The following is a 21,653-nucleotide window of genomic DNA, read 5'->3' as shown; positions in this document are numbered from 1 at the left end:
AATCACTGCCCTTTTTTTGGGCGCCCGAATTTTTTTTGGGTTTCAATACGCGTATCCCGAGGGCTATTCCTATGACAGCAAAACTCGACGAAAAGCTGGTACCGATCTACCAGGACGTCCTTCACCGCAACCCGGGCGAGAAGGAGTTCCATCAAGCGGTCCACGAAGTTTTGGAAACTCTCGGCCCCGTTCTGGTGAAGTACCCGGAGTTCGCAGACAAGAAAATTATTCAGCGCATCTGCGAGCCTGAGCGTCAGATTATTTTCCGTGTGCCCTGGCAGGACGATCAAGGCGAGATCCACATCAACCGTGCGTTCCGTGTTGAATTCAACAGTGCACTGGGCCCCTATAAAGGTGGCCTGCGCTTCCATCCGTCTGTTTATCTGGGCATCATCAAGTTCCTGGGCTTTGAGCAGATTTTCAAGAACGCCCTGACTGGCCTGCCTATCGGCGGTGGTAAAGGCGGCAGTGACTTCGATCCGAAGGGCCGCTCAGACAACGAAATCATGCGTTTCTGCCAGAGCCTGATGACCGAGCTGTATCGCCACCTGGGTGAGTACACCGATGTGCCAGCCGGCGATATCGGTGTAGGCGGTCGCGAAATTGGCTACATGTTTGGCCAGTACAAACGCATCACCAACCGCTACGAGTCTGGCGTATTTACCGGCAAAGGCCTGGATTGGGGCGGCAGTCGTGCCCGTACCGAAGCAACTGGCTACGGCACTGTGTTCTTTACCCACGAAATGCTGAAAGCCCGTGGCGACTCACTGGAAGGCAAGACGGTTGTTGTGTCCGGCTCAGGTAACGTTGCCACCTACGCCATCGAGAAGTGTCACGAGCTCGGCGCGAAGGTTATCGCCTGCTCCGACTCTCAGGGCATCATCGTTGATGAAAACGGTATCGACCTGAAAGCCCTCAAGCAGATTAAGGAAGTTGAGCGTCGCCGCATCAGCGCCTACACTGAAATCCATAAGCACGCCAAGTACGTTGAAGATGGCAACATCTGGAGCGTTCCGTGCGACGTGGCTCTGCCATGCGCCACTCAGAACGAATTGAACGCAAACGATGCCAAAATCTTGGTAGAAAATGGCTGTATCGCAGTGGCTGAAGGCGCAAACATGCCGACCACTCCGGAAGGTATCCTGCTGTTCCAAGAAGCCAAGATTTGTTACGGCCCAGGTAAAGCCGCCAACGCCGGTGGTGTCGCAACCTCCGCACTGGAAATGCAGCAAAACGCCAGCCGCGACTCCTGGACTTTCAACTACACCCAGAAACGCCTTGAGGAAATCATGATCGATATCCACAAGAACTGTTACGAAACCGCCGCCGAGTTCGGTGCCGAAGGTAACTATGTTGTGGGTGCCAACATCAACGGCTTCCTGCGGGTAGCGAAAGCGATGGACGCCATGGGCGTTATCTGATCCTGCTATGAACAGCGAAGAGTCTCGTCAGTCCCCGGACCGGGTATCCACCGGCCTGGCAGGGCTAGACGAGGTTCTGGATCACCTCAGAATCGGCGATAACGTTGTCTGGCGGGTTTCCCACCTCGATGACTATCGCCGCTTCGTCCTCCCCTTTGTAGAAGCGGCCGCAAATTCAGGCCGACAGATTCTCTATCTTCGCTTTGGCGATCATTCGCCGATCATTGAAAACCACCCCGCTGTGCGCACCATCGAGATAGACGCTCTGGGCGGCTTTGAAAGCTTTACCAGCCGGGTTTGGCGACTGATTGAACAACATGGCCGAGGTGCTTTCTACATCAGCGACAGCCTGAGCGAGCTGCTGAACGCCTGGGCCACAGATGCCATGGTGGGCAATTTCTTCCGCGTGATTTGCCCGTTCCTGTTCGAATTGGATACCGTTGCCTGGTTTGCTCTGCATCCAGACCGTCATTCCCGAATGACGCTGGACCGTATCCGGCAGACCACCCAAGTGCTTCTAGATGTACACCGCCATGGGGACGATGTGCAGGTGCAACCGATCAAGGTCTGGCGGCGACAATCACCCACTATGTTCTTGCCGCATCGCGAGCTCCATGGGCAGTTTCACCCCATCACCTACAGTAGCGATGCGACGAGAGTCCAAGCTTCTCTCGAGCAGGAACGCCTCCACAACCAACCTCTTCTGGATTATTGGGATCGTCTGTTTCAGGATGCCAGCCGAGCCTTAGCCAACCAGGACCCCAGCGCCATCGCCGCGTTGCACGAACAAGTCCTACAGGTGCTGGTCAGCCGGGACCCGCAAATACTGGAGTTGGCCCGGCGCTATTTAACACTGGAAGATCTGCTCAGCATCCGCAGCCGGCTTATTGGCAGCGGTTATATTGGCGGCAAAGCCACAGGCATGCTGGTGGCTCGTAATATCTTGTTCACAGACGACCCTGAGCAGTGGGCCGAGTTATTGGAACCGCACGATTCCAACTATCTGGGCACCGATGCGTACTATTCATTTTTGGTCCACAACGGCCTCTGGCCGGCCATCATGCGGCAACGTTCCGAAGGCGGCTACCTGAGCGAAGCACCGGCTTTGCAACAAAGGATTTGGGATGGCCAGTTTCCGGATGAAATTCGGGCGGACCTGGAACGACTGCTGGATCACTATGGGCAATACCCGATTTTAGTGCGCTCCTCGAGCCTACAGGAAGATGGGTTTGGCAACGCCTTTGCGGGAAAATACGACAGTGTTTTTCTGGTCAATCAAGGCTCTCCCGAGCAACGTCTGGCCGCGCTAGAAAACGCCATTCGGGAAGTCTACGCCTCATCCATGAGCGAAGAAGCGCTGGTATACCGAAAACGACGCGGGCTGGACCAGCGGGAAGAACCCATGGCTTTGCTGATCCAGCGCGTGAACGGCCGCTTCCATGGCCGGTATTACCTACCAGACGCGGCCGGCGTAGGCGTATCGCGTAACACCTTCGCTTGGGACAGCAAAATGGACCCCAAAGCCGGCATGGTTCGGCTGGTAATGGGGCTGGGCACACGGGCGGTTGACCGCATCGAAGGCGACCACGCCTGCGTGATGGCTCTGGATCATCCCACCCGGCAGCCGTTTCGCAATCAGGATGAAAATTTCCAATATTCCCAGCATCTGGTCGATTTGCTGGACCTGGAAACGGGACACCTCGAAACCCGTCCGCTAAGCCAGCTTCTTGGTACATCAAAAACTCTGCCCATGAAACATTTGGCCGAGTTAGACCGAGCCGCCACGAATAGAGCGGAACAAATCGGCCTTGAGGGCCCGGTCTGGCGCCTGACATTTCGACCGCTAGTGAAAGGCAGTCGCTTTATTGCCCAATTATCGAGCCTATTGGCCACTCTTGAAGCCGGTTACCGACATCCCGTAGACGTGGAGTTTACCCTGCACTTGAATGACCAAGGCGAAACTTCGTTCAATCTGGTGCAATGTCGCCCATTGGCCACCATCGGCGAAACCGGGCCCGTTCAGATTCCTGATTCCTTGCCGAGATCCCGGTTGCTGTTCCAAACCCGAGGTCATTTTATGGGGGGCAATATCAGCCTCGCCATTACTCGAATCATTCGTGTGGATGCTTCGGTTTATGCCAATCTGAACACCAGCGAACGTTACGAAGTGGCCCGGCTGATTGGACGAATCATGCGTTTGTCATCCGAACCTACCATGCTGATCGGACCCGGTCGCTGGGGCACTAGCAGCCCGGAGCTCGGCGTACCCGTACGATTTTCCGACATTGCCGGCGTCGCCGCACTGATTGAAGTATCGGAGAACGCCGGCGACATGGTGCCTGATTTATCCTACGGTTCTCACTTCTTTCAGGACCTGGTTGAAAGCGGCATAGCCTACGGGGCCTTGTTCCCGGACATGCCACACTGCCAATACCACCCCGACCGCTTAAGACCCGCTGAGGCTGACAGCGCCATAGAACCCGACAACCCCGTTACAGCAGCTGTTCACGTGCACTCCCTGTCATCCGGTCATTTGCAACTGACCGGAGATGTTCTTAGTCAGCAGTTGGTGTGCTATTTCACGGTTTGATCCGAGACAAAAAGTCGCACCTTATCCAAGGGCCTTCATGCTGCTTGCTGTTAGAATGCGGCCATGGAATGGTTCACTTACTCTCAAACCGGTTTTCGTCAGGCGGCTCGCTATCTGCTGAGCATGCGGCTGGCCATCATAGCCATACAGCTGGTGGCGATTGCTGTTGCCGAAACCATGGTTCAGCTGGCCAACCGGGCTGAAGCGCTACTGGTTTGCCTGTTGTACGGTGTACTTGCGGCTTTAGGATGGCTCTGGTTCAACCGTCGGCCTCCACAGGCATCTTCACCCGTTAGCCTGACGCTGGCCATGGATCTGGCACTGATCGGCGGGTGGCTGTATTTTACCGGCGGCTATACCAATCCGTTGGTTTCCCTTTTGCTGTTACCCATCGCCGTGGCCATTATTCTTGTGCCCACACGCCAGAGTTTTGTGCTTACACTCGCGGGCATTGCGGTCTACACCGCATTGGCTCTGTGGCATACCCCGGTGGTACTCCATCACCATGACGGCGATCTGGCCCAATTGCATCTGATCGGAATGTGGGCGACTTTTGCCCTGACGGCCGCCATTCTCTTGTTGGTGGTGGGCACGCTTGCCCGTCACCTTCGTCATCAACAGAGCCAGCTTTCAACCTTTCGCGAAAGCCGGCTTCAGGATGAACAAGTAATCGCTTTGGGGCTGTCCTCTGCTGCAGTAGCGCACCGTTTGGGTACGCCCCTAAACACAATGACGCTGCTGATTGACGAAATCCGTGCGCACACCCAGAGCAAGACTACTCCGGAATTGTCTGAAGATTTGGACATGCTGGAGCAACAAGTGCAGCTCTGCAGTGAACACTTGCAACAACTCACCAAAACCGCAGTGGAAGCCAAAACCGCGCAACAGGAAACGGTATCGGTTAAACGCTGGCTGGAGCGACTGCGAGAATCAGCCACTTTGCTGTGGCCTTCGGGCCCGTTGCACTGGTCCCAAAACCATCCTGACACCCGCGTGAAAGTGGATACAACGTTGGACCAAGCGGTGCTTAACCTCCTTGCCAACGCTCTGACCGCAAGCCCGGACTGGGTATCGGTCAGCAGCCGGCTGTCAGGTGACGGTCGGGTTGAATTGATTGTTGAAGATCACGGGGACGGGCTGGAATCCTCCCTACAAGGTGCGCCGGGCGAGGAAATCGTCGATTCTCGCAATGGCTTGGGGGTTGGGCTCTTTCTATCAAATGCCACCATTCAAAGGCTTGGCGGAAGCCTGAAAGCCCAAACCAGCGGGTCAGGCACCACAATGACGATCGTTCTGCCTGCAATTACCGTCGATACGAGCGGAGCTCAATAATATGCCCGAAGAACAATGGTTATTGGTGGATGACGATCAGGCTTTTACTCAGGTGCTGGTTCGATCGCTTGCCCGCCAGGATATAACCGCAGCGGTGGCCCACAATCATACCTCCGCGTTGGCAGCCGTCACTGAGACGAACTTTAACCGTTGCGTGCTGGACCTGAACTTGGCCGGCGAAAGTGGTTTGCAGCTGCTGCCGGAACTGCTCAAAGAAAAGCCGGACTTGGAAGTTCTGGTGCTGACCGGTTACGGCAGCATTGCCACCGCAGTTGAAGCAATTCGTCGCGGTGCGGTGAACTACCTGTGCAAACCGGTCACCGTTCAGCAACTGATGCGCGGTTTTGATCCCGTTGAAGGCGAACCGGAACTGCGGCCTGTACCGCCTTCGGTTGAAGAAATGGAGTGGGAACACATTCAGCGTGTGTTAAACGAGCACGATGGCAATATTTCCGCCACAGCACGCTCTCTCAATATGCATCGCCGAACCTTGCAACGAAAACTGCAAAAGCATTCCCGGTGGCGTTGACTCAGCCTTCGAAAGGCGCTGCCGCACTATGGTGCCCGTTCAACGTTTTCCATGCTTGATAAGTACTTAAGAAAACCTGTCCACCCATTCGCTGCAGCAGCTCGGTGCCTTTCAGGCGATCCATCACCGGCCCTTTCACCTCGGACAAATGCAACCGGACTCCCGCATCTGAAAGGCGTTCATTCATCGCCTCAAGGCTTTCCAGCGCCGACGCATCGATCAGATTGACCGCGGGGCACACCAGCACCAAATCTTTTAACTCCAGCTCCCGGGCCACAAGCTCGATGACTGTCTCTTCCAGAAAGCGCGCGTTGGCGAAGTACAGACTTTCATCCACCCGCAGGAAGGTGATTTTTGGACACACTTCCACATCGTGTCTCAAAACGTTCCGAAAATGCTCCGTGCCCGGAACTCGGCCCAACACCGCGCAATGCGGGCGGCTGGTACGGTACAAGAACAAACTGATCGATAAGCCCACGCCAGCGATAATGCCCGCTTCAACACTATGTACCAGCGTCAGCACAATGGTTGCCAGCATGGCGCCAAAGTCGGTGCGCGAGTATCGGAAGGTGCGGAGCAGGGCGGGTAGGTCAACTAAGGTGACCACGGCCACAATGATGGTTGCTGCCAAGGTAGCTTGAGGCAACCACGCAATCGCCGGAGTCAAAAACAAGGTTGCTAGCCCAATACCGACTGCGGCATAAGCGCCCGCCGCCGGCGTTTCAGCACCCGCATCGAAATTCACTACGGAGCGAGAGAAACCACCGGTCACCGGCATCCCTCCGGAAAACCCGGCACTGAGATTAGCCGTACCTAAGCCGATTAATTCCTGATCCGGATCGATACGCTGGCGCCGTTTAGCGGCCAACGTTTGGCCCACCGACACGGATTCAACAAAACCGACAATACTGATTAACAGGGCGCTGACTGCCAATTGGGACCAGAGCGCGGGATCCAAACTCGGTAATGTTAACGAAGGCAGGCCTGAAGGAATCTCCCCAACCAAGCGCACACCTTGCTGATCCAGTCTGAACAGCCAGGCCAGCAACGTCGTTGAAAGAACGGCAAGGATAGGGGCTGTTTTTGTCAGGATATCAGCTAGGCGGGATGTCAGGCCCAGTTTTTCCAACAACGGTTTCAAGCCGTGCCGCGCCCAGCATAAGAACAGCAGCGTGCCTGCGCCCACAAACAAAGTCGGGGTATTCATGTCGCCAAAAGCACTCAGCAAAGATTGGCCAATATCCAGCAGGTTATGGCCGGACGCTTGCACACCCAACAGATGCTTTAGCTGACTGGCTGCAATGACCAGACCGGAGGCTGAAATAAATCCGGAAATCACCGGATGACTCAAGAAATTCGCCAAAAAACCGAGCCTTAGAATGCCCATCACGGTGAGCATCAAGCCAGACATAATGGCGATCAACACGGCACCGGCCATGTATTCCGCCGAGCCCAATGCCGCCAAGGGTGCCAAAGCCGCCGCCGTCATCAACGAAACCACCGCCACCGGCCCAACCGAGAGAGTACGGCTGGTACCAAATACCGCATAAGCCACCAACGGCAAAATGCTGGCGTACAGACCGACCTGCGCCGGCAGCCCCGCCAGCAGCGCATAGGCTAGCGATTGGGGAATGAGCATCACCGTCACAATCGCTGCCGCAATTAAGTCGCTGGCGGCCTCACCACGGCCGTACGCCGGAGCCCATTGCAGAATTGGCAAATAACGTTTCAGGTTCATACCCGGCTCAAAACAGGTTCAGGGGAACTTTCAGATAAACCTGACCATTATCCTCCGCGGGAGGCATCTCACCGGCCCGCATGTTCACCTGAACCGAAGGCAAGATCAGACGCGGCATATCCAATGTCGCGTCACGCTCGGTGCGCATCTTAACGAACTCGTCCTCGGAAACCCCTTCGTGCACATGCACGTTGGCTTCGCGCTGTTCAGCCACCGTGGTCATGCAATGGAATTCCTCCCGGCCCGGCGCTTTATAGTCGTGGCACAGGAAAATTCTAGTCTGCTCCGGTAGGGCCAACACTTTTTGGATCGAGCGGAACAGGGTACGGGCATCACCACCGGGGAAGTCACAGCGGGCCGTACCGTAATCTGGCATGAACAGGGTGTCGCCTACGAAGGCGGCATCGCCGATGACGTAGGTCAGGCAGGCCGGGGTATGACCGGGAGTATGGAGCACGTGCCCTTCCAGTCCACCAATGGTGAAGGTGTCGCCTTCTTTGAACAGCCGGTCAAACTGACTGCCATCTCGGGCGAACTCGGTGCCTGCGTTAAAAGCCTTACCGAAGATTTCCTGAACATCGGTAATACGGGCGCCAATACCAGTTTTACCACCCAGTTGCTCGTGCAGATACGGGGCAGCGGATAAATGATCCGCGTGCACGTGGGTTTCCAGAATCCACTCAACTTTTAAATCATTGTCGCGAACATACTGGATAATGGTGTCGGCGGAACGAACATCGGTGCGGCCTGCGGCGTAATCAAAGTCCAGAACCGAATCAAGGATGGCACAAGCCTGGCTGTCCGGATCTCGCACCAGATAGCTGAATGTGTTGGTAGGTTCATCGAAAAAGTGTTGAACGATGGGCTGACTCATGGCACATACCTCTGACCTGACCTTTAATTTAAATATAAGTATATACTGTATAGCTATATCAGGTGAAGGCTTGTTGGTTAATGCGTGAGACAGCCCCACTTCATCGACTCATGTATCCGGTTATAGTTTGTTCAGAAGGCCCTTAGCTTCGGCCTTGCGCCCTGCATCTGCAAGATCGCGGCCCGGTCGTCCGGGAGCGGCGATCACCTTCTGTAGATACACCCGGGCTCGCTCAGGCTCACCTTGCTCAATCAGGTAGTCCCCGAAGAAATAGTTCGCATCCATGCCCTCCGGGTTAATGGCCAAGGCTTTTTTCAAGAATTTCTCGGCTTTTTCGTCATCACCAAACCCCAGCGGCCAACCCGGTACCTGATAATACAAGCTCCCCAGCGAAGTGTAGGCCGAACCCGCCAAAGCCCTAGCGTCTATTGCCAAAGCCGCTTCCAATGCGGCTCGAGCCCGCTTGACCAAACCCAAAGCCCCCAGACCGCCTTTGGCACCGGCGTAGGTGCTCAATACGATACCTTGCCAAATCAGCGGCTCTGGCTTCTCCGGATAACGCTCAGCAAATGCCTCCGCATCGGTCGTTAGCCTCTCGAAGGCCTTTTCCTGATCGTTCTCGGGCATCTGGTACTGAATCTCGGCCCAGCGCTTTTGAATTTCCGAGAGTTCAGCCTGGAAGTCTGCCGACCAGGCAGGCACTGCCACAAGCCAAACCACTATCATTACGATCCATCTCATGACACCGCTCCTGAGTCTAGAAAACGTCGAATCAGCGGTAACTGCTTCAACATGGCTTTATCTACAATCCGCGGGAGGACACCGTTGATCACGACAAACAGCTTTTCCGGCCAGCCTAAAAAGCGTCGGCGCTCATCCTTCGTCATGGCTGTCAGGATTTCCGCAGCGACCTTCTCCGGGGCGTCCATCGCGTTGCCAAGCGCCCGGTTCATTTCTATCACTCCATCCGGGTTCATGGCTGTTGCGGTGGCTCTCGGAGCCACATAGATAACCTGTAATAAGGTATCCGCCAGCTCTCGTCTTAGAGCTTCGGTAAACCCCCGCAAACCAAACTTGCTGGCACAGTAGGCCGTATAACCCGGAAAACCAATGCTCCCGAAAGTGGAACCAACAAAGACCAAAGCCCCCGTTCCCGCCTTTCGGAAACGCGGAGCAAAATGTCTGGCCACCAGCATGGCCGAACGAAGGTTCACATTAAGTTGGGCTTCCAGATCACTGACCGCCATGGTCTCGAGAGCCGAAAACCGGTTCTGGCCTGCGCAATGAATAACCCCGTCGATAGCGGGGCAGGCTTCACTCAACTGCTGCAGCTGTTGATCTAGCTCCGGGCTGCATAATTCCAAATACACAGGCGAGACACCGGTACGGTTTTCCAGGCGCTCCGGGTGCCGAGTAGCCACAACGACCCGAGCACCGGCCGCCAGCAACAGATCTATCAAGGCTTTCCCGATACCGCCAGTTCCACCTATTAAGAGGAAAGCCCGATCATGCAGCCTCATGACGACTCTCCTCATGACCCGCAGCCAGCGGAATGCTGTGCAGCATGTCGCCATACAGCCGGTAGACCATCCGGGCAGCCTCGATAATGGCCTGCTGATCTTCTGGCTCACGAATATCATTCATCAGATTACGGAAAAACTCGAAGTGCTCTTGGTCCAGCGCGCCGTGGGAGTACAAGTAGCTGAACGCTGTATCAGGCAGGCTCAGTTGCTTTTGGATGGCTTCGCCCAGCGGTGTGGCCAGTTCAATCGACGTGCCCTCAAGCACCTGTACCATGCCAAAAAATGCGGCCGGGTTACCACGCTGGATGCGATCATAAAGATAGGCCACCATCAGCTCGATGGAGGTGTCCGGGCTGCTTTGACGGATTTCTTCTTTGTTTTCACCGCAGGCTTCCAGATCATTCAGGATCCATTCATGGTGGCCGTACTCTTCCTCTATATATTCAACCAAAGCTTTGCGAACGAACTCCAAATGCTCTGGCAAGCGTCCACCACAAGCCATCATCAGAGGAACGGTATGTTTCACGTGATGGTAGGCCTGAGTCAGAAACCAGCTGTAGCCTTCCAAACTAAATCGACCTTCACGGATGGCTTCTACCACGGGCGCATTAGTGACATGGGCGCGGGCTTCTTCGGTTTCGGATTGCAGTCTGTCGAAAAAATTCATATCGGATATTCCTCTCGTTTCGTGACCAGGTTTCGTATCCCCGGAGGTGGAAGTTGCCCCGACGGGGCTCAAAAATAAGGGGTGGGAGTTCTTTATCAGCAGAGGCAAATCCATTTGAATCTGATGACGGACGGGGCGGCCATTGGCGGTAATGTGGTTCTCCGACTGAGCCAGGGGGATGCTTCGGATGTACACCGCCTGCAACTGAGCGTAATCCGGCAGGCGCGTGTTCAAGGCCAGCAAGGCTGGGCGCAAATCCCCCGAGGGACGTGCATCCTGAATGGTCAATAGAGCCCTGGGTTGTGGCTCGCCGTCACCAAACACCACCGCTTGTGCGGCGCCAAGCGCCTGAACCAACTCACTTTCCAGCCATTCCGGACTGATATTGCGACCGAAACTGGTGATCAGAAGGTTCTTGGCCCGGCCATCAACCACGAGATAGCCGTCTTCATCAATAGCTCCGAGGTCGCCAGTATCGAGCCAATCGTCATCCACCGGCTCATCGCCCAGATAGCCTTGGTGCGTGTTGCCACGAACCAGGATTCGGCGCTGGCCATCCACCCGAACGTTCACATGAGATAACGGCCGGCCAACCGTGCCTTCGCATTCGGCATCCGGCACATTCAGCGCCACGACCGAACCACACTCAGACAGGCCATAGCCCTCATAGAAAGGCAGGCCAACGGCACGTCCTCGCGCCAGCAAGTCTGGTGAAACCCGGCCGCCGCCGACCGCCAGAAAACGAAATGGTGCGCCGCACAAGATTCGTTGCTCGGCAGCGCTCACCAGCGCCATAGCCAGCTCTGGCACGAGAATGATGGAGTGGGGCTGGTACCGGTTAAGCCCAGCCACCAAACAGCTTAGATTCAGCCCACTACTGCCGGTCATTCCCAACGTTTTCAGTGGCACAACCGTCACCGTCGCGCCCATCAGCAACGGCAGGTACACACCAGCAATGTTTTCCAGCAGTGTAGCCAAAGGCAAAATACAGAGGTGTTGCTGCAGCGCCACGTCTCCAATCCGTTCGCGAAGAGCTTGGGTGGTCGCAGCCATCTGTCCGGCGGATAAACACACGCCTTTCGGGGTGCCCGTACTGCCAGAGGTGAACGTAATTTTTGCTGTTTGATTTGGCATCCATGCCGGCGCTAGAGAAGCCGGTAAATGCTGTAACCAGACCCCTTGGCCCAGAGACTCGGCACCATCCGTTTCGCCACTGAATAGCAGGTATTCCAGCCCGGCTCTTTCCACCAGATGGGATGTCTGGCTTTTCGAGAAAAACACAGGCACCGGCACACAGACCACCCCCGCCACAAGACAGGCTAGATCTGCCAGTATCCAGGCAACGGTGTTGTCGCCACACAATCCGGCTCGCTTGACACCCATTTGTTGCAACCGCTCAGCCAGTTCCTCGATGGATTGCCACATCTGCTGATAACTGAGCTCAGTATCCAGTCCTTTCAGAGCAATGCGGTCAGGGTGCCGTTGTACCCGGGAGAGCAGCAAGTCAGGCAGGGTAACCATAAGCCCTCCCGCCAGTCAGGTGGTCCGCGCGCTCAACGTGTTGAATCAAACTCAGCAGGCCGGCCTCACGCAATGCGGCGATACCATCAGCGACCCGAATAGCCATCACCACAGGATGATGGTCGTAATAGCAGCCCCAACCCGCGCCACCATCCGGTAATCGCGACGGGTCGGCTTTCGCCAACACTGAAGTGGCAATGCCCAACCGATGAAAGCTGTTTCGCAACTGGTTCGTACCGGTGCAGACCACCCAGTCATAACCTGTGCGGTCCAACCAGACGGATAGAGAAGCAAACAAGTAACGACTGACACCAGCTTCCACTCCGGCCAGGTGGGCAATTTCCGCGATTCTGCTTCGATCAACACCCGTTTCCGGCATCATTGTCTCAACCGGAACTGACAGGTAATCCTCCAGAAACAGTGGAGCGTGACTGGCGTTACGCACCCCCACGGCTGCCATCAAGCTGCCCTGAACGGTGGTCAGCGCCAGCAGTGAAGGGATACGCAAACTGGGTTCCGCCCCATATGCTTGCAAAAACCGGCGACGGATAAACCCGGCAACGGTTTCCGCCATGGCTGTTTGTGGCACGATCTCGCTAAACCAACGTCCAGCACAGCGCACAGTCGGCAACACCTCCGGGGAATCGGGCGGGCAACAAATGGACAGGGTCATCGGGTCAGTCATATGCGTTCTCCAACAGCAGTCGGGCACAAGGCCTTGGAACATGGCTGCCAGATTAGAGAACGAGGCTTAATAGAGCCTTAAGCCAACACTGTAGAAATCTTAAGAGCGTCTTAAGGTTTTACGGAACATCGTATTAAGGCTCGCTTAAGAATGACCAAGTAAAGTACTTTTCTTTCGTGAGGTTCCATTACACTCAACGTGAGCACTTTCAGAAATGGACGACGTTTGATGCGCATACTCTTGGTAGAAGATGACCACCCGCTCGCCCTCACCATGCTCGACATGCTGCGGGAGGATCAGAATACCGTGGACTGGCTGGATGACGGTCAGAAAGCCCTGAACGCCCTTGCGGATGAGCACTTTGATCTGGCCATTCTGGACCTGACCCTACCCAGGGTTGATGGGCTCGATATTGTCCGGCGCACCCGCCAGAACGGTAACCAGACGCCCATCATCATTCTGACTGCAAGAACCGATCTGGACGAGAAGCTGCAAGGTCTGGATTCCGGCGCTGATGACTATCTCACCAAACCCTTTGCCATGGCGGAGTTAAAAGCCCGCATCAGAGCTGTGACCCGGCGCGGGAGAGCAGATAATTCAATCGTCGGGATTCGTGTTGGTCGCCTCACTTTGAACCCGGAAACAGGAAACCTGAGCATCGGAAATGACACCGTAATGCTGCCCCGCAGTGAATTCCAGATACTGCACTATCTCATGCGCCATCCGGACCAGGTAGCCACCCGCCGCCGACTGGAAGATCAATTGTACGGTTGGGAGCACGGCGCGGAAAGCAACTCATTGGAAGTTCACGTGCACCACCTTCGCCGGAGGATAGGAAAAACCGCCATTCGAACACTCAGGGGTGTTGGGTATCTTCTGGACAGCGACGCTGTAGGAAAGGATTCTTTGGAATGAGCCTGACACGCAAGCTGACGTTACTGGTAACCGGCACGGTTTTTTTCATCACGTTAATTGCAGCTGGCTGGGGTTATTACGTCAGTGATCACCAGATGGAAGAGCTGTTTGATGCAGAACTCGCGCAAAGCACACGTATTGTGCAGGGCCTTGTAGAGCATCTTTCCGACACCCAATCATTTGAGCAACTGTCCCGCACTCTGTCGCTGACCCTGCAACTGCCTGAAAGCACGTATCAGGGCCCTGAAGAAGAAGACGAAATTCTCGCCGATGGCGCGGGCCACAAATACGAACGCAAACTTGCTTTCGAGGTATGGACGCCAGATGGTAATCCCGTGTTGGATACCCTTAATGCTAACGATGATCAGGGACTTAAACCGGGATTCGACTGGCTAGAGGTGGCGGGCTATCAGTGGCGCACATTCACCCTGAACGACCCGGAAACCGGTTTCTGGATCCGATCCGCTCAGCGAGAAGACGTCCGTGATGAACTCAGTCAGGAAATTGCGGTGGGCAATCTGCTACCTTTTCTTCTCGCTTTGCCCCTGCTTGCACTTGCCGTGGTGGGCTCTATCCAGCTGGGGTTCCAACCTTTGCGGAAATTGGAAAGACCCGTTCGCAATATGGCGCCTGAGAACATCCATCCCTTGGATGACCGGCAGGCCCCTCGCGAAGTCGCCGGCCTTGTCCATGCCGTAAATGGCCTTCTGAGAAGGCTGAATCAGGCTCTGGAACGGGAGCGTCGCTTTTCCGCTGATGCAGCCCATGAGTTGCGAACGCCCTTAGCTGCCTTACGCCTGAATCTGGAGCAACAAGCCGAACGTTTTCCCGGCGAATTCGAAAACCTGACGGCCGCCGTTGATCGCATGGTCCATCTGGTTGAACAGCTACTGCTGTTAAGTAAGGTCGATGCCGGGGTCGATTTTCGCTCCGAGCCCCAAAATCTAGCCGAGCTCGTGGAGCAAAGTATTGCCGATGTTGCACCTCTGGCGCTGAAAAAACAGATCGAACCGGAGCTGGATAACCCTTATCCACTTGCCATGGTCAACTGCCACAACGCGCTCATCACGACCATGATGCGCTCACTGCTGGCCAATGCCATTCAGTACAGCCCTCCGCGCACTCAGGTCAGCACAACCATGCGTAAAGTAAACGGCGGCTTCAAAGTCTCCATCTGCGATCAAGGGCCGGGCATCCCAGTGAAAGATCGGGAGCGCGCACTCAGCCGCTTCACTCGTCTCGATCAGCGACAGGGTCAGGGGGCGGGTTTAGGCCTGGCTATCGCCCAGCGTATTGTAGAACTCCACGGAGGCAAGTTGTCCCTTGAGGGAAGAGCTGACGGGAAGCACGGGCTCTGTGTAACGATTTGGCTTCCGGCAAAGCCGTAAAACGATTTGTCTAGCTATCGATAATACGGGGCAGAGAAACGCGAATCCACACCCTCTGAAATGTACAATGCTCCGTTTACGACTTAGCGGAGTTTTCATGGCGACCAAACCTTCCCTGAACAACGAGTGGCAGGCCTTCTGGCTGGCCGTTGGTTTCCTTACCCGCATTCCGATGCTGGCACAGATCAACTATTCTCAGCGATTGATGAACAAGAGCAGCCTTTACTTTCCTTTGGTCGGTTTGCTGCTGGGCATTATTTACGTTGTGGCCTTCACGCTGTTCTCGCTGGTTGCCAGCCCATTAGTTGCCATCGTTCTCGTCCTCATCGCGCACCTGTTTATCACCGGGGCGTTTCATGAAGACGGTCTGGCCGACAGTATCGATGCACTGGGCGGTGGCTATACCGTTAAGAAAAGACTGGAGATCATGAAAGACAGCCGGATCGGCACCTACGGCACCGTAGCGCTGGTGATGGCCCTGCTGCTCAAGGTTGCGCTGCTGATGGAGGTTGAGCATATCTGGCTGGCGCTGCTGGCCGCTCCGGCCATTTCCCGGCTAACGCCCTTGCTGCTCATGGCAACACTGCCTTATGTCACCGATCCGGACAAAAGCAAATCCAAACCCGTACCAGACGAATTCTCTAACGCTCGGCTAACAATCGCTGCTGCCTTCGTGCTGATTCTGAGCGCTACGCTGTCATTCTGGCACCCTCTGTTGATTATCGGCACCCTGCCTGCGGTGCTGTTGGTGGCCTTGTGCTGGGGCGCATACCTGCGCGGCCAGCTGGGCGGTCATACCGGCGACGCTCTGGGGGCGAGCGTGGTGTTCAGCGAGCTGGTGCTGCTGATGTTTTTGTAAGGTGTTTTTGACTTAATCGTTATCCACAGTAAAGGAGACAATCCGGGATAAGTGGCTGATGGGCAAGCCCGTTTCCTGGTGCCACTGATTGAACGCGTTCTGGGCCTGAGTCAGCCCCTTCTTGCTGGTGGGTGATGCGTCCAGAATGTCAGCTCGAGTCAAGGCGGTCACCACATCGTGGGACATAATGAAGCCGTCCCAGCCCACCCGGCGCAGAAAATACTGGGCGGTATTACCGCCCAGCCGGGCGCCGTTGCGCTTCAAGTACATCAACAAGCCCACCTGATCTCCGTGGGGCCATTCGGCCAGAAAACGGCCAAAGCTGCCGTGATCTTGCGCCACATCCATAATCATCCGAGCGTTTTCTGGCACCGTGCGAATTTTCTGCAAGTTTCGGACAACCCGCGTATCTTCGGCCAGTCTTTCCAGAACTTCTGGCGGCACCTGTTGCCAATAGGCGGGCACAAACCCTTCGAAGGCCGCTTCAAAATCTGGCCATTTGTTCTCAATCACCCGCCAGACAAAGCCCGCCTTGAATACGCATCGCGTTATTTCCGAAAGATAGCGATCGTCCGTTCGCGCCGCCAGCGCCACGGCTGACGGCATTTTGGGCAGGAGGGCGTTCAGTTCTTCGATGCCGCCTTTACGTGCAATGGCGCGTTCCTGAATTTTTGAAAACCCCATAGTTTCTCATCGTTGGCTTAGTGATAAATTGACAAAAGTTAACATCGCTTTCGTATTAATAGTGACCTAGCTCAAACATTTTTCCCGCAGTTCTATTAACTTGAGGATTAACGATCCGGAAATCGTACTCAACCTCCTCGCTGCACACTAGCAAATTGTTCTCAGCCGGAGCCGAGTCCCTTCACTAGCTCTACACATCGAACTGTGTAGATAAAAGGAGATGCGCTGTGAATGATAAAACCCAACCCCCGGAATTCCCAACAGACAACTCACAAGCTGACCCGGAACAGGATCTGGCTACGCGGTTTCCCACCGCCTATACCATCTTGTTTCTACTGATCATCCTTGTTGCTGCCCTAACATGGATTATACCTGCAGGTCAGTACGATCGGGCGATGAACGAAGACGTCGGTCGCGAAGTAGCCGTTCCCGGCACTTACCAGACAGTAGAGCCAAATCCTCAGGGTTTTATAGAGGTGATGCTCGCACCCACAGCCGGGTTTTATGATCCGGACAGTTACGTAGCCAACGCTATTGATGTCGCCCTCTTCGTACTTTTCCTGGGTGGCTTCCTCGGCGTAATGAACGCCACAGGGGCCATAGATACCGGGATACGCAGCGCTATGCGACACCTCAAGGGCCATGAAGTCTGGATGATCCCGATATTGATGACCCTTTTTGCCATTGGCGGCACAACCTATGGCATGGCCGAGGAGACGCTGGCTTTCTATGCCATTTTGATCCCGGTAATGATGGCCGCCGGATACGATGCAGTAACAGGGGTGGCCATAATTCTAGTCGGTGCCGGAATCGGTGTACTCGGCTCTACCATTAACCCATTTGCTACGGTCATCGCAGCCAACGCGGCTCAAATTCCGTTTACTGACGGCATTGTCGTGCGTTTTGTTCTGCTGATAGGCGGCCTAATAATTTGCTCAGCTTACGTTATGCGATACGCCATTCGTGTAAAAGCAGACCCTTCTCGTTCGGTTGTTTCCAGGCAATGGGATGCTCACCGACGGCTTTTTCTGGGCAAGCACGAGAATGAAGTCGATGACTCCACACTTACCAGAACACAGATTGTTGCCCTGCTGATTTTTTCTGCAACCTTTGTCGTCATGATCTGGGGCGTTTCGTCACAGGGTTGGTGGATGGCCCGCATGGGTGCGCTGTTTTTTGGTGCAGCGATCGTAATCGGGTTTATTGCTCGCCTTGGCGAGAAGAAACTCACCGGCAGTTTTGTTGACGGTGCACGCGATCTTTTGGGTGTTGCTCTGGTAGTGGGCCTTGCAAGAGGCATTGTGGTGATTATGGACCAAGGCATGATTGCAGACACCATTTTGCACAGTGCCGAAACATCCCTTGGCGGGCTCCCCGAACTGGCGTTTATTAATTTGATGTTCTGGATTGAGATAGGCATGAGCTTCTTTGTGCCCTCTTCATCCGGGCTGGCGGTTCTGTCCATGCCGATTCTGGCGCCGCTTGCTGATTTCGCCAATGTGGGCCGCGATCTTGTCGTCACTGCCTTCCAGTCTGCCAACGGCCTGGTGAACCTGATCAACCCCACCTTTGCGGTAGTGGTCGGTGGCCTGGCGATAGGCCGTGTGTCCTATGACCGCTGGATCGCTTTTATCTGGCCTTTGCTTTTAATTCTTACCATTTTCATTTCGGTGGTTATCAGTGCAGCTGCACTCATTTAATGGAGGATCAGACCATGTCCGATCACAAGCTTGGAGTACATTCAGAAACCGGAAAACTGCGGCAGGTGGTTGTTTGCCGACCGGGTCTGGCACACCGACGGCTAACCCCGTCCAACTGCGACGCTCTGCTGTTTGATGACGTTTTCTGGGTGAAGCAAGCTCAAAAAGATCACGATGTGTTTGCTGGAGTGATGCGGGATCGGGGTGTTGAGGTTCTTGATGTTAACGATTTGCTGGCCGAAACCCTGAACATCCCAGAAGCCCGAAAATGGATTCTGGACCACCGAATTACTTGGAACGGCATAGGCGTGGGGATGATTTCTGATCTACGCGCTTGGATGGACGAATTGCCAGGCAGCAAACTATCGGAATACCTGATTGGCGGACTTGAAGTGGGAGACCTGCCGTTCGACCCTACCGGACTATTCGGCAATCACTTGGGCCACTACGGCTTCGTACTGCCGCCGCTGCCCAACTACCTGTTCACACGGGACAACAGCGCCTGGATCTACGGCGGTGTAACTCTAAACCCCATGTACTGGGCTGCGCGCCAACCCGAAACCCTGTTGATGGCGGGCATATATCGCTTCCATCCGAAATTTGCTGGCAAGGTGGACGTGCTCTGGGGTGACCCTACGAAACACCATGGCCTTGCCACGCTCGAAGGCGGCGATGTGATGCCCGTGGGCAACGGTGCTGTGCTTGTGGGTATGGGCGAGCGCTCATCGCCACAGGCTGTAGGGCAACTGGCGAATGCCTTATTCGAAACAGGTACGGCTGAACGGGTAATTGCCTGTCAAATCCCGAAATCACGAACCGCCATGCACTTGGACACCATTTTCACATTCTGCGGCGGCAACGTTGTCACCGCGTTCAAAGAGGTTGCGGATGAAGTGGTCTGCTACGACCTCACTCCGGGAACCGGTAATAAGCACTTAGCTTTCCGTCAGGATTCCAGACCGTTGTTTGATGTGGTTGCAGAAGTACTCGGTTATCAATCTCTGGAAGTTGTCGCAACAGGTGGTCATGACCCAGCCGAACGTGAGCGGGAGCAATGGAACGATGGCAACAATGTGCTGGCGCTAAGCCCAGGAGTCGTTATCGGCTACGACCGCAACGACGACACCAACGCAGCCTTGAAATCAGCAGGCATTGAAGTGCTGTCTATTCCTGGCGCCGAGCTAGGCCGTGGCCGCGGCGGTGGGCGTTGCATGAGCTGCCCCACAATGCGTGACCCCATCTGACGGTAGAGGATATAAATCATGGCGTTTAACCTGAAGAATCGTCACTTCCTGACCTTACGGGATTTCTCCCCGCAAGAAATCAGTTTTCTGTTACAGCTATCCAAAGATCTTAAAGCAGCGAAATACGCCGGTACTGAGGTTCCTCAACTCAATGGTAAAGAACTTGCGTTGATCTTTGAAAAAAACTCCACCCGAACACGGGTGGGGTTTGAGGTGGCTGCCTACGATCAGGGCGCGAGAGTTACCTATCTTGGACCTACCGGTACTCACATCGGCCACAAGGAATCCGTGAAAGACACTGCTCGGGTGTTGGGCCGTGTTTACGATGCCATAGAGTACCGCGGCTTTGGCCAAAAAATTGTTGAAGAACTCGCAGAGTATGCCGGAGTTCCGGTTTACAACGGCCTGACGGATGAGTTCCACCCCACGCAGATTCTCGCCGACTTTCTAACCATGCAAGAGCACGTTGAGAAGCCCTTGCATGAGGTGGCCTATGTTTATGTTGGCGATGCCGCCAATAATATGGGTGACAGCTTGTTGATCGGGGGCGCAAAAATGGGAATGGACGTGCGGTTGTGCGCACCAAAAGCCTGCTGGCCCAAGCAGGCAATCATAGAAGAAGCCCACACACTCGCCAAAGAAACCGGTGCCCGCATCACGATTACAGAGGATCTGGCTGCTGCCGTCGCCGGGGTAGATTTTGTCTACACCGATGTCTGGGTCTCCATGGGCGAGCCAAAAGAGAGGTGGGGCGAGCGGATCAAGCTGTTAATGCCTTATCAGGTGAACGCCGCTCTGATGGAAAAAACCGGCAACCCGCGAGCCCGTTTTATGCATTGTTTGCCCGCTTTTCACAATACCGAAACAACAGTAGGCAAAGAGATAGAAGCCGAGTTCGGCATTACCGCCATGGAGGTGACGGACGACGTTTTCGAAAGCCCTGCATCCATCGTGTTTGATCAGGCCGAAAACCGCATGCATACCATCAAGGCAGTGCTGGTAGCTACACTCGGGGCCTGACGCTGGTTCGAATTGCAGATAAAGGATGACTGTATGCTGATTGTTGCAGCTCTGGGCGGAAACGCGCTGTTAAAACGCGGCGAGCCACTCACCGCGGAAGCCCAGCGCACCAACGTGCAGGCCGCCGCAAAGTCACTGGCCAAACTGGTGCGCGCTGGGCACCAGCTGGTCATTACCCATGGCAACGGCCCGCAGGTGGGTTTGCTAGCGTTGCAAGGCGCTGCTTACAAACCTGAAGAAGTGTATCCGCTGGATGTGCTGGGCGCAGAAACCGGCGGTATGATCGGCTATATGATTGAGCAGGAAATAGAGAACGCCCTCGGCCACGACCGCCCGGTGGCAACACTGCTCACTCAGGTCGTTGTCGACCGGGACGACCCTGCCTTCAAAAAACCCACCAAATTTATCGGCCCGGTCTATGATAAAACAGAAGCGGAATCCCGGGCAGCGGCCGCCGGCTGGCATATTGCGGCTGACGGCGACAAGTGGCGCAGAGTAGTACCCTCGCCTGCACCCAAAGAAATCCCTGACATGCGGGTCTTGAAGCTACTCCTTAATCAGGGCGTCGTTGTTATCTGTACGGGAGGCGGAGGCATTCCGGTGCTACGCCGTAACGACGGCAGTATGACCGGTGTGGAAGCCGTGATCGACAAGGACGCCGCCAGTGCTTTGCTGGCAAGAGAACTGAACGCCGATGCCTTGCTACTGCTAACCGACGTGGATGCGGTCTATCGTAACTTTGGCGCGCCTGCCGCCGCACCCGTTCGAAACGTGACCCCCGAGCAGGCCAGAACACTGGATGTGCCCGCCGGCTCCATGGGGCCGAAGGTGACCGCAGCTGCTGATTTTGCAGATTTCGGCGGCATCAGCGGCATTGGCCGGCTGGAAGATGCTCTCGACATTTTGACTGGACGCGCAGGCACACTCATCGGTAAAGGCGCCATCAATAACTCTTAATCACTA

Annotated in this window: 18 protein-coding genes; 11 read left to right on the top strand and 7 right to left on the bottom strand. The window is 55.2% G+C overall.

Annotated features, from left to right (window positions below; translation table 11 throughout):
• Positions 1-71: 71 nt before the first annotated feature.
• The 4 genes from gdhA (at position 72) to K5L82_RS15305 (ending at position 5,872) form a co-directional block, all read left to right on the top strand.
• Positions 72-1,421, top strand: a complete 1,350-nt coding sequence (gene gdhA / locus K5L82_RS15320) for an NADP-specific glutamate dehydrogenase (protein WP_133006782.1) — start codon at positions 72-74, stop codon at positions 1,419-1,421.
• A gap of 7 nt (positions 1,422-1,428) precedes the next feature.
• On the top strand, positions 1,429-4,011 hold the full coding sequence (locus K5L82_RS15315) for a PEP/pyruvate-binding domain-containing protein (RefSeq protein ID WP_223134738.1): 2,583 nt from the start codon (positions 1,429-1,431) through the stop codon (positions 4,009-4,011).
• A gap of 63 nt (positions 4,012-4,074) precedes the next feature.
• The gene (locus tag K5L82_RS15310; RefSeq protein ID WP_223134737.1) at positions 4,075-5,343 is read left to right on the top strand and encodes a sensor histidine kinase; all 1,269 of its coding nucleotides are present in this window, start codon (positions 4,075-4,077) and stop codon (positions 5,341-5,343) included.
• 1 nt (position 5,344) lies between these two features.
• Complete coding sequence (locus K5L82_RS15305) at positions 5,345-5,872, top strand: response regulator transcription factor (RefSeq protein ID WP_223134736.1); 528 nt, start codon at positions 5,345-5,347, stop codon at positions 5,870-5,872.
• A gap of 1 nt (position 5,873) precedes the next feature.
• On the opposite strand, the gene K5L82_RS15300 is transcribed toward K5L82_RS15305, so the two are convergent.
• From K5L82_RS15300 to K5L82_RS15275, 6 genes are all read right to left on the bottom strand, one after another.
• The gene (locus tag K5L82_RS15300; RefSeq protein ID WP_223134735.1) at positions 5,874-7,610 is read right to left on the bottom strand and encodes a SulP family inorganic anion transporter; all 1,737 of its coding nucleotides are present in this window, start codon (positions 7,608-7,610) and stop codon (positions 5,874-5,876) included.
• A gap of 7 nt (positions 7,611-7,617) precedes the next feature.
• Entirely contained in the window at positions 7,618-8,484 is an 867-nt protein-coding gene (locus tag K5L82_RS15295; protein ID WP_223134734.1) for an MBL fold metallo-hydrolase, read from the bottom strand.
• Between the two features lie 120 nt (positions 8,485-8,604).
• On the bottom strand, positions 8,605-9,225 hold the full coding sequence (locus K5L82_RS15290) for a tetratricopeptide repeat protein (protein WP_223134733.1): 621 nt from the start codon (positions 9,223-9,225) through the stop codon (positions 8,605-8,607).
• On the bottom strand, positions 9,222-10,004 hold the full coding sequence (locus tag K5L82_RS15285; RefSeq protein WP_223134732.1) for an SDR family oxidoreductase: 783 nt from the start codon (positions 10,002-10,004) through the stop codon (positions 9,222-9,224). Before K5L82_RS15285 ends, K5L82_RS15290 begins: the two co-directional genes overlap by 4 nt.
• Positions 9,991-12,195 carry an AMP-binding protein gene (locus K5L82_RS15280; RefSeq protein WP_223134731.1) on the bottom strand — a complete coding sequence of 735 codons (2,205 nt, stop codon included), beginning with the start codon at positions 12,193-12,195 and terminating at the stop codon, positions 9,991-9,993. Before K5L82_RS15280 ends, K5L82_RS15285 begins: the two co-directional genes overlap by 14 nt.
• Positions 12,179-12,880, bottom strand: a complete 702-nt coding sequence (locus tag K5L82_RS15275; RefSeq protein ID WP_223134730.1) for a thermostable hemolysin — start codon at positions 12,878-12,880, stop codon at positions 12,179-12,181. Before K5L82_RS15275 ends, K5L82_RS15280 begins: the two co-directional genes overlap by 17 nt.
• A 228-nt stretch (positions 12,881-13,108) precedes the next feature.
• Between K5L82_RS15275 and K5L82_RS15270 the strand changes: the two genes are divergently transcribed.
• The 3 genes from K5L82_RS15270 to cobS all read left to right on the top strand — a co-directional run bounded on the left by K5L82_RS15270 (position 13,109) and on the right by cobS (position 16,042).
• Positions 13,109-13,795 (top strand): response regulator transcription factor, encoded by a 687-nt coding sequence (locus tag K5L82_RS15270; RefSeq protein WP_223134729.1) that lies wholly within the window; start codon positions 13,109-13,111, stop codon positions 13,793-13,795.
• Positions 13,792-15,183 carry an ATP-binding protein gene (locus K5L82_RS15265; protein WP_223134728.1) on the top strand — a complete coding sequence of 464 codons (1,392 nt, stop codon included), beginning with the start codon at positions 13,792-13,794 and terminating at the stop codon, positions 15,181-15,183. Before K5L82_RS15270 ends, K5L82_RS15265 begins: the two co-directional genes overlap by 4 nt.
• A gap of 97 nt (positions 15,184-15,280) precedes the next feature.
• Complete coding sequence (gene cobS / locus K5L82_RS15260; RefSeq protein ID WP_223134727.1) at positions 15,281-16,042, top strand: adenosylcobinamide-GDP ribazoletransferase; 762 nt, start codon at positions 15,281-15,283, stop codon at positions 16,040-16,042.
• Between the two features lie 12 nt (positions 16,043-16,054).
• On the opposite strand, the gene K5L82_RS15255 is transcribed toward cobS, so the two are convergent.
• Positions 16,055-16,726 (bottom strand): DNA-3-methyladenine glycosylase I, encoded by a 672-nt coding sequence (locus K5L82_RS15255; RefSeq protein ID WP_223134726.1) that lies wholly within the window; start codon positions 16,724-16,726, stop codon positions 16,055-16,057.
• A gap of 227 nt (positions 16,727-16,953) precedes the next feature.
• On the opposite strand from K5L82_RS15255, the gene K5L82_RS15250 reads away from it, so the two are divergent.
• Genes K5L82_RS15250 through arcC form a run of 4 tightly spaced genes read left to right on the top strand, consistent with a single transcriptional unit; the run spans position 16,954 to position 21,647 of the window.
• Positions 16,954-18,426, top strand: coding sequence for a YfcC family protein (locus tag K5L82_RS15250; RefSeq protein WP_228258977.1), 1,473 nt, complete (start codon positions 16,954-16,956; stop codon positions 18,424-18,426).
• A 14-nt stretch (positions 18,427-18,440) separates the two neighbouring features.
• A complete protein-coding gene (locus K5L82_RS15245; RefSeq protein WP_223134725.1) occupies positions 18,441-19,670 on the top strand; it encodes an arginine deiminase in 1,230 nt (409 codons plus the stop codon).
• A gap of 18 nt (positions 19,671-19,688) precedes the next feature.
• Positions 19,689-20,690, top strand: a complete 1,002-nt coding sequence (locus K5L82_RS15240; protein ID WP_223134724.1) for an ornithine carbamoyltransferase — start codon at positions 19,689-19,691, stop codon at positions 20,688-20,690.
• Between the two features lie 33 nt (positions 20,691-20,723).
• The gene (arcC, locus tag K5L82_RS15235; RefSeq protein WP_133006797.1) at positions 20,724-21,647 is read left to right on the top strand and encodes a carbamate kinase; all 924 of its coding nucleotides are present in this window, start codon (positions 20,724-20,726) and stop codon (positions 21,645-21,647) included.
• Positions 21,648-21,653: the final 6 nt, after the last annotated feature.

It is taken from the genome of Marinobacter sp. AL4B (assembly GCF_019916045.1).
Classification (GTDB): Bacteria; Pseudomonadota; Gammaproteobacteria; order Pseudomonadales; family Oleiphilaceae; genus Marinobacter.
Note: the sequence above shows the minus strand (reverse complement) of the source record. Positions and strands in the feature narration are given on the sequence as shown.